Below are 13123 nucleotides of genomic sequence, written 5' to 3'. Positions count from 1 at the left end.
GTTTCCTCTTGCATTGGCCGCCCAGTATGGGAGTCGCTAACCTTGCGCGATATTGAATTTTCAGGCGAAAGTCATTACCTTTTGGCATGCCTTTCGATCTGCGCCAATTGCGCGCTTTCACCACCATCGTCTCGGCCGGCAGCCTCGGGCGCGCAGCAGAGGTCCTACACGTCACCCAGCCGGCGCTGAGCCGCATCATCAAGCGGCTGGAGGACGAGGTCGGCGCGCCGCTGTTCGAGCGGCACTCCAAGGGCATGCAGCTCACCGTCATCGGACAGGCGCTGCTGCCGCACGCCACACTGCTGCAGCGCGAGGCCGACTACGCACGAGAAGAGATTGACGCGATGCGTGGGCTCGCCAAGGGCACCATCCGCGTAGGTGCCGTGGGCAGCATCGCCAGCTACGTCCTGCCGCTGGCCGTCGGCACGGTGGTGGCGCGTTGGCCGAACCTGCGTGTGGAGATTCTGGAAGGCGTGTGGGACCGGCTGGCCGAGGGACTGGTCAAGCATGAGATCGATCTCGCGCTTTCCATGGCGATGCCGGATACGGACGAGATCATCGCGATTGCTGACTGCCGCTGGGAAGACGCGAGCTTTGTGGTCGCGTCGCCGGAACACCCATTGCGCAAGCGCCCTGCCCTGACACTGGCCGATACGATGTCTGCGCCGTGGGCCATCCCGCCGCGCGGCACGGGCCCCTACGAGCACATGCAGCAGGTGTTCGAGGCGGCCGGCCTGGGGCTGCCCAACATCGTGGTGGAAACGCGCTCGGTCACGGCGCTCAAGAGCCTGGTGGCGCGCTCCGGCTTCCTGAGCTGGATGGCCGAGCCGATGATCGACGCCGAACGCCGCGCCGGCGTGATCGAACCGCTGCCGATTCCCGGGCTGGTGGCGCGCCGCACGCTCACAGCGTTCCGACGTCGCCACGGCATCCTGCCGAGCCCTGCCGTCAAGCTGCTCGAAGCGTTGCGCGAGCTGACAGCCTAGACCGACCGGCGTCCTACTTCTTCTCGCGCGGCAGGCGGCCCATCAGGAAGAACTCATCGTTCGGCCGCATCGAAATCACGTTCGCCATGCGGTTCGACAAACCGAAAAAGGCCGTGATGCCAGCGATGTCCCAGATGTCCTCGTCATCGAAGCCATGCACGCGCAACGCGTCGTAGTCGGCTTCATTGACGGTGTGCGAGGCGTTGCAAACCTTCATCGCAAAATCGAGCATGGCGCGCTGGCGCGGGGTGATGTCGGCCTTGCGGTGGTTGACGGCAACCTGGTCGGCCACGAGCGGATTCTTCTCGTAGATGCGCAGGATGGCGCCGTGTGCGACCACGCAATACAGGCACTGGTTGGCGCCGGATGTGGCGACCACGATCATCTCGCGCTCGCCCTTGGTCAGGCTGCTGCCTTCGCGCAGCATCAGCGCATCATGGTAGGCAAAGAAGGCGCGGCACTCATCGGGCCGATGCGACAGCGCAAGGAAGACGTTCGGCACGAAGCCGGTCTTCTCCTGCACCTCAAGGATGCGCGCGCGAATATCTTCCGGAATGTCAGCCAGCTCAGGAACGGGGAACCGGCTGATGGGCGGCGTGGTGGTCGTCACGATGTCTCCTTGGATTGAGCATCTTGAGCACGCCGCCCAGGGGATTTACTGCGTGGCGAACTGGATGCGATGCAGTCCAGCATACAACCCATCGCGGTCGATGAGTTCGCGGTGCGTGCCGGCTTCGGCAATCTTGCCGTGCTCCAGCACGATGATGCGATCCGCGTTTTCGATGGTCGACAGGCGGTGCGCGATCACCAGCGTCGTGCGGCCTTCCATCAACCGTTCGAGCGCAGCCTGCACCTGGCGTTCGGATTCCGAGTCGAGCGCAGAGGTCGCCTCATCCAGGATCAGGATCGGTGCGTCCTTGTAGATGGCACGCGCAATCGCCATGCGCTGGCGCTGGCCGCCGGACAGCTTCGAGCCGTTGTCGCCGATGTTGGTGTCGATTCCTTCCGGCAGGTTGTCCACCATGTCCGTCAGGTAAGCGGCTTCCAGTGCGCGACGTACACGCGCCATGTCGATCTCGGATGCGTCACGCGCGCCATACGCCACGTTGGCGGCAATGGTGTCGTTGAACAGCACCACGTCCTGGCTCACGAAGGCGATCTGACGGCGCAGGTCCTGCAGCGACAGGTCGGACAGCGCGTCGCCATCGAGCGAGATGGTGCCCGAGGTCGGATCAAAGAAGCGCGGCATCAGGTTCACCAGCGTGGTCTTGCCGCTACCCGAAGGGCCGACAAGCGCAACCACTTCACCCGGCTTCACATGCAGGTCGACATTGTCGAGCGCCGCTTTGCCATCCGCGCCGTAGCGGAAGGTCACACGATCGAAACGGATATCGCCGCGGGCACGGTCAATGCGCTTGCCGCCTTCCTGCGGTTCGATGGGCGTATCAATCAGGCCGAAGATGAACTCTGCGGCAGTCAGGCCACGCTGCAGGGGTTGGTTCACGTCCGTCAGGTGCTTGAGCGGCGAGATCAGCAGCAGCATCGCCATCACGAAACCGGTAAAGCCGCCGACCGTCGTCTGGTTGGCCTGCGCCTGCATCATGGCGATCGCCAGGATGATGGACAGCGCCAGCGCCGCCAAAAACTGCGTCACCGGTTGATTCAGGCCGCCGGCCACGGCCACGCGCATGGCATAGCTGCGCAGGCGGTTGGTCATGGCGTTGAAGCGCAACGTTTCATAGGCCTCGCCGCCATGCAGCTTGACGACCTTGTACCCACCGACAGCCTCTTCCACCACGTAGGCGGCCTGGTTGGTCAGGTTCTGGCTCTCGCGGTTGAGCGAGCGCAGGCGGCGGTTGATGCGCGACATCAGCAGGCCGATGATCGGCAGGATCACCGCCACCACCAGCGTCAGGCGCCAGTTGGTGTAGAAGAGGAAGACCAGCAGCGCGAGCACCGTCATCGAGTCACGCACCATCGTGATGAACACGCCGGTCAGCACCTGCAGCACCTGGTTAACCTCGAAGATCACGGCGTTGATGATCGACGCCGCCGTGTTCTGCTGGTAGTACGACGCCGGCGCCTGCAACAGACGCTCGAACATCTTCACGCGCAGGTTCAGCAGCACCTTGTTCGACACCAGGCTCAGCAAATAGGTGGACGCAAACTGCGCCACGCCGCGTACTACGGCAATGCCCACCAGCATGGCCGGCACCTGCCACAGCTTGCCGGCGTATTCACCGCCAAAGCCCTGGTCCAGCAGATCCTTCACGACCTTGGGGATGATCCCTTCCGTGGCCGCCACCACGCCCATGGCAACCATGGACAGGATGAACGCAGTGAGCTCAGGACGCAGGTACGTCCACAAGCGCTTGAGCAGCGGCTTGGAGGGGTCTTGATGGTCAGACTTTGCTTGTATACTCACGGCGTTTTCAAATAAGGGTGGGCAGATTGCGCCGCATCGCAACGTGCACTGCCGACAACATGTGCATGGCGCGCCTGCCATCCGACAGACGGGCGACCCGGCATTTTACGGCAATGCGCCTGTTCCGGCCCATCCTGGCAGCACAATCCACAGCCAAGGCGCATTGCTGCGTCACCTGATTCTTCCGCATGAGTTCGCGCGTTCCCACGTTCTTCATCAACCTCGAGCACGACGTCAGCCGACGCCAAGCGCTCGAAGACCAGCTCGACGCACTTGGCCTGCCGCACACGCGCTTTCCCGGCGTGTACGGCAAAGCACTCCCCGCCGATGAACTGGCGCGCCACTACGACCAAGCCCGCGCCGTTGCCGAAAGCCGCTCGCTGACCGTCGGCGAGGTTGGCTGCGCACTGAGCCACCTGGGCGTCTACCGCGCGATGCTGGAGCAGGACCTGCCCTACGCACTCATCCTGGAGGATGACGCGAAGCTTGGGGTCGATGTGCCCGCCGTGCTCGATGCGCTGATGCAACAGGTCTCACCCGACGAACCCGTGGTGACACTGCTCACGCACATCGACCGTTACCACAAGCGCAGCGCGAAACCGCTCAACGCTGGCCACGATATGGTGAAGCTGGCGAACAACCAGTGGTTGGCGCACGGCTATTTCGTCACACGCGCAGCGGCCAAACGCATGGTCGAGCAGCTCTACCCCGTGTGGCTGGCGGCAGACTACTGGTCCAAGTTCGAGCGCGAGGGCATCGTGCAGATGCGTGCGGTCGTGCCCTATGTGATCAGCGTGCAGGATTTCGACAGCGGCTCCAACCTGGAAGCCGATCGCGTCATCAAGGGCCGCGAAGGCGATAACCAGCGGTGGCTCCGCCATCGCCTGCACCTGTTCTTCGTGCACAAGTTCCTGTATCAGATCTTCGTGCGTCCCTTCCGCGGCATCGCCAAGCAGAAGAAGACCTGGTGAGCGCGAAGGCGCCGGCTCAGGCGCCTTGCCCGCGCAGTTCTGCCAGCCCCGCCTCAGCGCGAATGACATCCGTATTGCGGCGCGCCATCATGCGACGATAGTTAGGGCTTTCCTGCTCGCGAGATTGTTCGCGGTGCCACAGGTGGAAGACCTCGGTGGCACAGAAACCGCGCTTGCGGCGCACACCGGCGTTGTACAGGCGCACAGCCAAATCGGCATCTTCATGACCCCAGCCGACGAAGCTCTGGTCGAAACCGTTCACGCGCTCAAAATCGCTGCGCCACACACCCAGGTTGCAGCTCTTGATGCCGCGCAGGCTGGTGTCCTTGAACGTGCGCGGCACCGGCAGACCCGGCACCAGCAGCGGCAGGAACTTGTTGATGCGGCCGGCGCGCCACGCGCTGAACCAATAGCCGCGATCCTTCAGGTGAATGTCAGTCTGCTGCGCGACAACCTCGCGCGTCATCGCTTCACTCAGCAGGATGCGGCTGCCGGACAGCAACCGCCCCGACTCGGCCAGCGCACGATGCCGGGCGACAAAGTCAGGGCGCGGCACGCAGTCGCCATCGAGAAAGACAAGGTAATCGGCCTCTGTGGCCAGCACACCACGATTGCGGATCTCAGCCGCGCGGAAGCCGTCATCGGGGTGCCAGACATGGCGCAGCGGGTACGTTGCCGTCTTGGCAGCGGCCTCCACCGCCAGACGCGTCTCGTCGCGCGAGCCATCGTCGGCGACGATCACATCAAACGCTGTGTCGGTCTGCGCGCCGCAACCAGCCAGCACGCGGGCAAGCGCGTCCGGTCGGTTGTATGTCGTGACGATCAGAGCGACGCGACGCGGGCAATCAGCGCTTGCCATGACGGTGCAGCATCATCAGCTTGATGTAGCGGTAGTACGTGCCCTCTGCGTTGGACACAGCCAGCATGAAGCCTTCCGCGCCATCCAGGAAACCGCGCTGGATGATGTAGGTCCGAATAAACGCCCACAGCCCGTGACCGATCGCACTCCCCAGCGATGCGCGCTTGCCCTTGGCATAGGCTGCGGCTGCACCGGCGGTCGAGTAGTCGTTGGCCTTGTCGAGCGCGGCCTTCAGATCAGGAATCGAATAGTGGATGATCGGCGCACGAAAATCGCCGACGGTGCCTTGGAACACCAGGTGCGAGTGCACCGGCGCATCGAAGAAGGTCACCTGCTCGCGCTTGAAGAAACGGCGAATGCGATCCGGCCACCAGCCCGAATGCTTCATGAAGCGACCACAGAAACTCGAACTGCGCGGCATGGAGTACACCGTATGCGTGCTGCCGGACTCGAGCACGGCGATCATCTCGGCCCGCAGCTCGGGGCTGATGCGCTCGTCGGCGTCCAGCGACAGGACCCAGTCGGTGCGCGCCTCGCGCAGTGCGCGGTTGGACTGCTCGCCGTAGCCCGGCCAGTCCGTTTCGAACACACGGGCGCCCAACTCGCGGCAGATGTCTTGCGTGCCATCGGTGCTGCCGGAATCGAAGACGATGACGTCGTCGGCCCAGTCGCGCACCGAGCGGATGCAATCGCCGATGTCGGCGGCTTCATTCTTGGCGACGATGATGACGGCGAGCGTGGCTCGATTGGATGCAGACATGCGAAGACGATCTCAGAGAACAGGATTGGCGCCAAGCTCTTGGCGGCGCCGGTGGATATGCGCGGTGAACACGGCCACCATCACGCTGTAGAACACCACGGTCTGCGCGATGATAAGCATCACCTCGGTCAGCCCAAACAGGATGAAGCCGACGCACAACGTGAGGCCCATGGCCCCGGTGGTCCGTAGGACGCGGTCATCGCACAGCGCGGCGCGCAGGAAGTACGCGGCAGGCACCAGATACAGCGCCAGCAATGCGCCAATGCCCAGCACGCCAAGCGTGGCGCCATTGTATAGAAACTCGTTGTGGGCATGCTCCACGGATGCAGCCCTCTCAGTGATCTCACCTTTGCGATATCGCGCCTCAAGATTCGACTTGAACTGGCCGGGGCCAACCCCTGCAATCGGATGCTGCGCCAACATCGATGCAGAGGCCTTCCATAACTGGAAGCGGATACCCATTGAAGTATCGACCTGCCCCGCCCGATACGCGTCAACATCCTGCATCGCTTGCTCAAGACGGTCACGAACCATGCCAGACGACGCCGCGATCGCCGTCAGCAGAATAAGAAGACCAACCAACACGCCCATACGCTTCCATCGCGATACATCCCGTAAAGTCGCCACCGCAATGCAGAACAGCACCGGAATGGCAACCCAGCCACCGCGAGCCTGTGACAGATACGACGCGTACACACCACCAATACCAGCGAGTACACGCAATGCGATCAGCGCTTTGCCACCGCTCCACGACCAACCGATCGAGATCAGCGAAAACAACCCAAGTAGCAGAGATAGATTCCCAAACGGGATAGGATTGGCGAACGCCGCGACATGATCGGAACGACCAATACGTAGATCCAGATAAGCCCAAACCATGGAGCCGAGGGCGCCTACAATACTGCCCCACTGTACCTGCTGCAATTGCCGCGATGGCAACTGCAGCAGTGCAAACAACACAAACCCGAACAACCATAGCCGTCCGTAGGCAAAAGGTATGTGCACTGAGGCTGCTTGATTCAGCAACGCACTCACCAGCATCGCCGTCGGCATTGCCGCCATGGCGAGGATCAACCAACAGTGCTCGCGCCACATCGCAAGCAGCCGATCCTTCAACTCCGAATACCCCGCCAGCATCGACCAAAGTGCGGACACCAACAGCAGCAGGAACGCCAGGAAAGCCGCGTTATGCATCGACAGCATCAGCGCCGGCAGAACGAATATCCCCAGCACAGCCAAAACCACCGGGACGCAAGACACGACGGCCCGGCCGCGTTGCACCATCGTGTTCATCGGGGTACCCCGGCGCTAGGTGCGAGGGCCAGCAAGGCATCGATATGGGCACCGATGCCCGGGTCATAGCGCAGATGTTCGCGCGGGTTCGCCAGGCGCGCCTGCCCGGCTTGCGCGCGTGCCACTGCCGCCTCGATGGTGCGGGCAAGCGTAGCCGGATCGCTCACATTGAAAGTCGGCGCACCCTCGTCGGAAATGACCTCGGTACAGGCGATGTTGCTCGCCAGCACAGCCGGCGTGCCGCACAACACGGACTCCACCCCGATCAACCCGAACGGCTCATAGTGCGAGGCGAGGATCGTGTAGTCCGCCGCACGGTAGACGTTCTCGACGTCTTTGCGATAACCAAGGTAACGGATGTTCGGCGAGGATGACGACACTGGCCGCCCAATCACCACTAGCTGTACCGGCAAATCCGTCTTGGAGAAGAATGCCTCCAGCAGCGGATACCCCTTGCGTTTGTGACTCGACGAGGGGAACACAAACGTGACACGGTCCTTGGAAAAGCCCAGTTCGTCGCGCAGGCGCTGGCGCTCGACTTCATCCACCAGCGAGAACTTGGCTTCGTCCACAGGGGGATAGACCGTCTTCACCTTGGCTTCAGGGATGTCGTAGTAGTCGAGCACCTCCTGCGCCATCAGCTTCGAGTGCGCGACGATCACGTGCGAGCGCACGTAGTCGCGACGCTCCAGCGCAATCTGCTGGCGATCCCAGAAGGCTGGCGCCTTGGGAAAGCTCTTGAGATAACCGATATGCGTACCACCGCAGATGGCGATATCCGACGCCCCGGTGCGATTACATCCAATCATCAGGTCGACGTGCTCGCGCTTGACCAGATGACGCACCAACCAGCCGAAGGCATGGTCGTTGAGCTTGCCCGTCAGCTTGCGCGTAGGCAGTGCGATGGCCTTGACCTGGGCGTACTCAGGGAGCGCCTTGTCGACCGTTTTGGCAAAGAACACAGGACGGATGGCGCGCTCATGCAGGCCGCGGACCAGATCCATCGCATAGCGCTCGCTACCGCCGCTGTAACCCAGCGCGTTGCACGAGATTCCGACATTCATGGGTGCTTAGGGTGTAATCGTGTGAAGTCTGCTGTGGCGCCGGGCCCTCGCCCGGCGAGGGCGCCCCCTGGCACCCTCTTCGAATCAGTCGTACATCGTGAGTACGTTCTCGGCATCCAGCGCCTGACGCAACGCTGCGATCGCCTCCTCGCTTGGCACGATACGCCAGGCATCGCCCAACACAGCCTCGCAGCGAGCCTGCTCGCCGAGATAGCTGATGCGCACCGACAGGCCGTTGCCATCGGTTGCCACGAGCGGCGTCAGCAAGTCGCGCAACTTGGCGGACGTCGAATTACCGTTCATTGACAGCCGGATGGCACGGGCAAACTTGGCGCGCGCCTGTGTCATGTCCATGACCGATTCGGCCGTCACGCGCACGCCGCCCGTGAACATGTCGTGGCGGGCACTGCCTTGCACGATCAGCACTTCGTCTTCCTTGAACAGCGCGCGATTGGCTTCGAAGACTTCGTTGAAGACCGTCACTTCGGTGGCTTCGCTGGCAGAGCCGTCGTCGAGCATGATGATCAGCATCTTGCCGCGCTGGGTCATCTGCGTACGCTGGCCGACGATCACGCCGGCCACGGTCTTGTTGCGCGCGTCGCGGTTGCCATAGCCGCCCCCACCACCACCGTTGCCCTTGTTGGTCACTTCCTGGGCGAGGTCGGCGAGCGTCGTGCGCGCGAAACGGCGCACCTCGTCGCGACACTCGTCGAAGAGATGGCCCGACAGGTAGAAGCCCAGCGCCTGCTTTTCTTCCTGCAGCTTGCGCTTGGTGGTCCAGGCCGGTTCATCGACGAGTTCCGGGCCATGCTGCTCGGCGTCGTCACCGCTCATCAGGTCGAAGAGCGAGACCTGATTGGCAGCGGCCGCCTTCTGTTCTGCCGCTTCCATCGCCAGCCCGATCGAGGCCAGCAACTGTGCGCGGTTCGCGTTCAGGCTGTCGAAGGCGCCGGCTCGCACCAGCGCTTCGATCGTGCGGCGATTGACCTGCCGGCGGTCAACGCGCTCGCAGAAGTTGAACAGGTCCTTGAACGGCCCCTCCTCCCGCGCGCGCAGGATGTCTTCAATGGCCCCCTGCCCGCTGCCCTTTACACCGCCCAGACCATAGCGGATGGTCTTGGCATCCGTCGGCGTGAAGCGGTACAGGCTGGCGTTGATGTCCGGCGGCAGAACCTTCAGGCCGTTCTTGCCGACTGCATCGTCGTAGAGAATCTTCACCTTGTCGGTGTCGTCCATGGCGAGCGACATGTTGGCCGCCATGAATTCGGCCGGGTGATGCGCCTTCAGCCACGCGGTGTAGTACGCCAGCAGTGCATACGCGGCCGCGTGCGACTTGTTGAAGCCGTAGCCCGCGAACTTCTCCATCAGGTCGAAGATCTCGTCGGCCTTTTCGGTGGAGAGCCCGTCCTTGGCCGCACCGCCGCGGAACAGCTCGCGGTGCTCGGCCATCTCTTCGGCCTTCTTCTTACCCATCGCACGGCGCAGCAAGTCCGCACCGCCGAGCGAGTAGCCGCCCACGATCTGCGCCATCTGCATCACCTGCTCCTGGTAGACCATGATGCCGTAGGTCTCCTTGAGCACCGGCTCGACGCGCGGGTCGGGGTACTCCACCTTCTCGCGGCCGTGCTTACGGGCGCAGAAGCTGGGGATCAGGTCCATCGGACCTGGGCGATACAGCGCCACCAGGGCGATGATGTCTTCAAAGCGGTCAGGCTTGGCGTCCTTCAGCATGCCTTGCATGCCGCGGCTTTCCAGCTGGAACACAGCGACGGTGTTGGCCGCCTTCAGGATGTCGAACGCCGGTTTGTCGGTCAGCGGAATATGGCTGCAGTTCCAGTCCGCCTTGGACGGATCGAGCATGCGGATGTAGCGCTCGGCCCAGTCGAGAATGGTGAGCGTGGTCAGGCCCAAGAAGTCGAACTTGACCAGGCCGACGGCTTCCACGTCGTCCTTGTCGTACTGGCTGACGACACCAGCATCTTCCCCGCCTTGCGTGTAGAGCGGGCAGAAGTCGGTCAACTTGCCCGGGGCGATCAGCACACCGCCCGCGTGCATGCCGACGTTACGCGTCATGCCTTCCACGCGCTGCGCAAGCTCCAGCAGCTGCTTGACCTCTTCTTCGTTCGCCTCGCGCTCGGCCAGCAGCGGCTCTTCCTTCTTGGCTTCTTCCAGCGTGACGAGCTTGCCCGGCTTGAACGGGATCAGCTTGGCCACGCCGTCGACAAAGTTGTAGCCGAGGTCGAGCACGCGGCCCACGTCGCGCACCGCAGCCTTGGCGGCCATGGTGCCGAAGGTGGCGATCTGCGAGACGGCGTCCTTGCCGTACTTCTCTTTCACGTACTGGATGACGCGGTCGCGGCCGTGCTGGCAGAAGTCGATGTCGAAGTCGGGCATCGACACCCGTTCCGGATTCAGGAAACGCTCGAACAGCAGGTTGTACTTGAGCGGGTCCAGATCGGTAATGCCCAGCGCATACGCCACCAGCGAGCCCGCACCCGACCCCCGGCCCGGCCCCACCGGCACGCCGTTGTTCTTGGCCCAGTTGATGAAGTCCGCCACGATCAGGAAGTAGCCCGGGAAGCCCATCTTGATGATGGTGCCGGTCTCGAATTCCAGGCGGGCGTAGTACTCGGCGCGCTTGGATTCGCGCACGGCCTCGTCGGGGAACAGCACTTCCATGCGTTTCTCGAGACCCTCCTTGGCGAGCTGGACAAGATAGTCGTCCAGCGACATGCCGTCGGGCGTCGGGAACAGCGGCAGCTTGGGCTTGCCCAGTTCCAGCGTGAGGTTGCAGCGCTGCGCGATCTGCACCGCGTTGGCCAGCGCAGACGGGATGTCGGCAAACAGCGCGCACATCTCGTCCTGTGTCTTGAAGTATTGATCCGTCGTGAAGCGTTTGGTGCGACGCGGGTTGGCGAGCAGCTCGCCTTCCGAAATGCACGTGCGCGCCTCGTGCGCCGTGAAATCGTCCGGTGTCATGAACTGCACCGGATGCGTGGCAACCACCGGCAGGTGCATCGCCGCGGCCAGATTCACAGCCTGCTGGATGTAGGCCTCGGTGCCGGCGTGACCGGCGCGCTGCAGTTCGATGTAGAACGCGCCCTCAAACACGCGCGACCAGTTCGTCGCCAGCTTGCGCGCCAGCGCTTCGTTACCGTTGGCCAGCGCCATGCCGACATCGCCCGCCATGCCGCCAGACAGCGCCAGCAGCCCCGTAGCAAGCGGCGCATCCTCTACGCCGGGCTCGTCGAACCATTCAGGGGCGATTTCCGCGCGGCCGCGATGCTGGTTGGTCAGCCACGCTCGCGCCAGCAACTGGCACAGGTTCAGGTAACCCTGCTTGTTACGCACCAGCAACAACAGACGTGCCGGTTTGTCGCGCTCATCGTGATTGGTGATCCACACGTCGGCGCCGACGATGGGCTTGACGCCCTTGCCGCGCGCTTCCTTATAGAAGCGCACCAGGCCGAAGGCGTTGGCAAGGTCGGTCAGCGCCAGGGCGCCCATGCCATCTTTGGCGGCTGCCTTGACGGCATCGTCCAGACGGACATTGCCATCGACGACGGAGTATTCGGAATGGAGACGGAGGTGGACGAAGCGCGGCGAATTCATCCGCGTATTGTAACGGGTGCCACCTTCCGTAAAGCATTTGCCGCGCGTCAGATTGACCCTCAGCAACCCCGCACCGATGCTTGGGCCGCTATAATTTCGGCTTACGAATCAACGGGTTATCCAGGCGCCTCAAAAACGGCGCGGCAGCACATGCAGATCGTCAATATTTCCGCTTACAAATTCATCACCCTTGATGACCGCGAAACCCTGCGTCCGGCGCTGCTGGCCGAATGCCAGGCACGCGAACTCAAGGGCACCGTGCTGCTGGCGCCTGAGGGCATCAACATCTTCCTGGCTGGCTCGCGCGAGGCCATTGACGGCATCATCGGCTGGCTGCGCGCTGATCCGCGCTTTGCCGATCTGGCCCCGAAGGAAAGCCTGTCCGATCACCAGCCGTTCCGCCGCCTGCTGGTGCGCATGAAGAAAGAAATCATCACCATGCGCTACCCGCTGATCCGCCCGGAAGACGGCCGCGCGCCGTCGGTCGCGCCGCCGGATCTCAAGCGCTGGCTCGACCAGGGCCACGACGACGAAGGCCGCCCCGTGGTAATGCTCGACACGCGCAATGACTATGAAGTGGCGGTCGGCACCTTCAAGAACGTCGTCGAATACAACCTCAAGAAGTTCACGGAATTCCCGCCCGCGATTGCTGCGCACAAGGATGACTTTGCCGGCAAGACGGTGGTGTCGTTCTGCACCGGCGGCATCCGCTGCGAGAAGGCGGCGATCCACATGCAGGAAGTCGGCGTTGAGCGCGTGTATCAGCTCGAAGGCGGCATCCTGAAGTACTTCGAGGAAGTCGGCGGCGACCACTACGATGGCGACTGCTTTGTCTTCGACCACCGCACAGCACTCAACCCGAAGTTGCTGCCGGCCGGTCCGAAGCAGTGCTTTGCCTGCCGCGCCGTGGTGACGCCCGAAGAACAACAATCGCCCAACTACATCCCCGGCCAGCGCTGCCCGCATTGCGCCGAGCACCAAACCCAGGCCGCTGCATGAAACGCCTCGCCGCTGCCCTCCTCGCCATGACGCTGTGCCTTGCGGCATTGGGCGGCTGTTCGACGAGCTGCGCGGGCGGCTCGAACCGCGGCATGTTCTGCGGAACCGGCACGCAGTTCTGAGCCACGCCACAGTCAACAAAAAACGCCGGGCA

At 63.1% G+C, this 13123-nt stretch carries 11 protein-coding genes; 4 read left to right on the top strand and 7 right to left on the bottom strand.

The window, feature by feature from the left end:
- The first annotated feature begins 86 nt into the window (after positions 1–86).
- Positions 87–986, top strand: a complete 900-nt coding sequence (locus tag PI87_RS11195; protein ID WP_039597775.1) for a LysR family transcriptional regulator — start codon at positions 87–89, stop codon at positions 984–986.
- 13 nt (positions 987–999) lie between these two features.
- On the opposite strand, the gene PI87_RS11190 is transcribed toward PI87_RS11195, so the two are convergent.
- Both PI87_RS11190 and msbA read right to left on the bottom strand, forming a co-directional pair.
- The gene (locus tag PI87_RS11190; RefSeq protein ID WP_039597774.1) at positions 1000–1596 is read right to left on the bottom strand and encodes a peroxidase-related enzyme; all 597 of its coding nucleotides are present in this window, start codon (positions 1594–1596) and stop codon (positions 1000–1002) included.
- A gap of 45 nt (positions 1597–1641) precedes the next feature.
- Positions 1642–3309: a lipid A export permease/ATP-binding protein MsbA gene (msbA, locus tag PI87_RS11185; RefSeq protein WP_442965488.1), complete on the bottom strand. Its 1668-nt coding sequence runs from the start codon at positions 3307–3309 to the stop codon at positions 1642–1644.
- A 290-nt stretch (positions 3310–3599) separates the two neighbouring features.
- On the opposite strand from msbA, the gene PI87_RS11180 reads away from it, so the two are divergent.
- The gene (locus tag PI87_RS11180; protein ID WP_039597772.1) at positions 3600–4382 is read left to right on the top strand and encodes a glycosyltransferase family 25 protein; all 783 of its coding nucleotides are present in this window, start codon (positions 3600–3602) and stop codon (positions 4380–4382) included.
- Positions 4383–4398: 16 nt separating this feature from the next.
- Here the strand turns inward: PI87_RS11180 and PI87_RS11175 are convergent, their stop codons facing one another.
- From PI87_RS11175 to dnaE, 5 genes are all read right to left on the bottom strand, one after another.
- Positions 4399–5241 carry a glycosyltransferase family 2 protein gene (locus PI87_RS11175; RefSeq protein ID WP_039597771.1) on the bottom strand — a complete coding sequence of 281 codons (843 nt, stop codon included), beginning with the start codon at positions 5239–5241 and terminating at the stop codon, positions 4399–4401.
- Positions 5228–6001, bottom strand: coding sequence for a glycosyltransferase family 2 protein (locus PI87_RS11170; RefSeq protein WP_039597770.1), 774 nt, complete (start codon positions 5999–6001; stop codon positions 5228–5230). The genes PI87_RS11175 and PI87_RS11170 overlap by 14 nt, the downstream gene beginning before the upstream one ends.
- Positions 6002–6013: 12 nt before the next feature.
- Entirely contained in the window at positions 6014–7294 is a 1281-nt protein-coding gene (locus PI87_RS11165) for an O-antigen ligase family protein (protein WP_039597769.1), read from the bottom strand.
- Positions 7291–8358, bottom strand: coding sequence for a glycosyltransferase family 4 protein (locus tag PI87_RS11160; RefSeq protein ID WP_039597768.1), 1068 nt, complete (start codon positions 8356–8358; stop codon positions 7291–7293). Before PI87_RS11160 ends, PI87_RS11165 begins: the two co-directional genes overlap by 4 nt.
- A gap of 84 nt (positions 8359–8442) precedes the next feature.
- Entirely contained in the window at positions 8443–11970 is a 3528-nt protein-coding gene (dnaE, locus tag PI87_RS11155) for a DNA polymerase III subunit alpha (protein ID WP_039597767.1), read from the bottom strand.
- 150 nt (positions 11971–12120) lie between these two features.
- Here dnaE and PI87_RS11150 point away from each other — a divergent pair, with 150 nt between their 5' ends.
- Together PI87_RS11150 and PI87_RS29830 are read left to right on the top strand one after the other, a co-directional pair.
- Complete coding sequence (locus PI87_RS11150; protein WP_039597766.1) at positions 12121–12969, top strand: sulfurtransferase; 849 nt, start codon at positions 12121–12123, stop codon at positions 12967–12969.
- On the top strand, positions 12966–13091 hold the full coding sequence (locus PI87_RS29830) for a hypothetical protein (protein WP_269746643.1): 126 nt from the start codon (positions 12966–12968) through the stop codon (positions 13089–13091). The genes PI87_RS11150 and PI87_RS29830 overlap by 4 nt, the downstream gene beginning before the upstream one ends.
- Positions 13092–13123: the final 32 nt, after the last annotated feature.

This window comes from Ralstonia sp. A12, assembly GCF_000801955.1.
In the GTDB taxonomy this organism is placed as follows: domain Bacteria; phylum Pseudomonadota; class Gammaproteobacteria; order Burkholderiales; family Burkholderiaceae; genus Ralstonia.
Note: the sequence above shows the minus strand (reverse complement) of the source record. Positions and strands in the feature narration are given on the sequence as shown.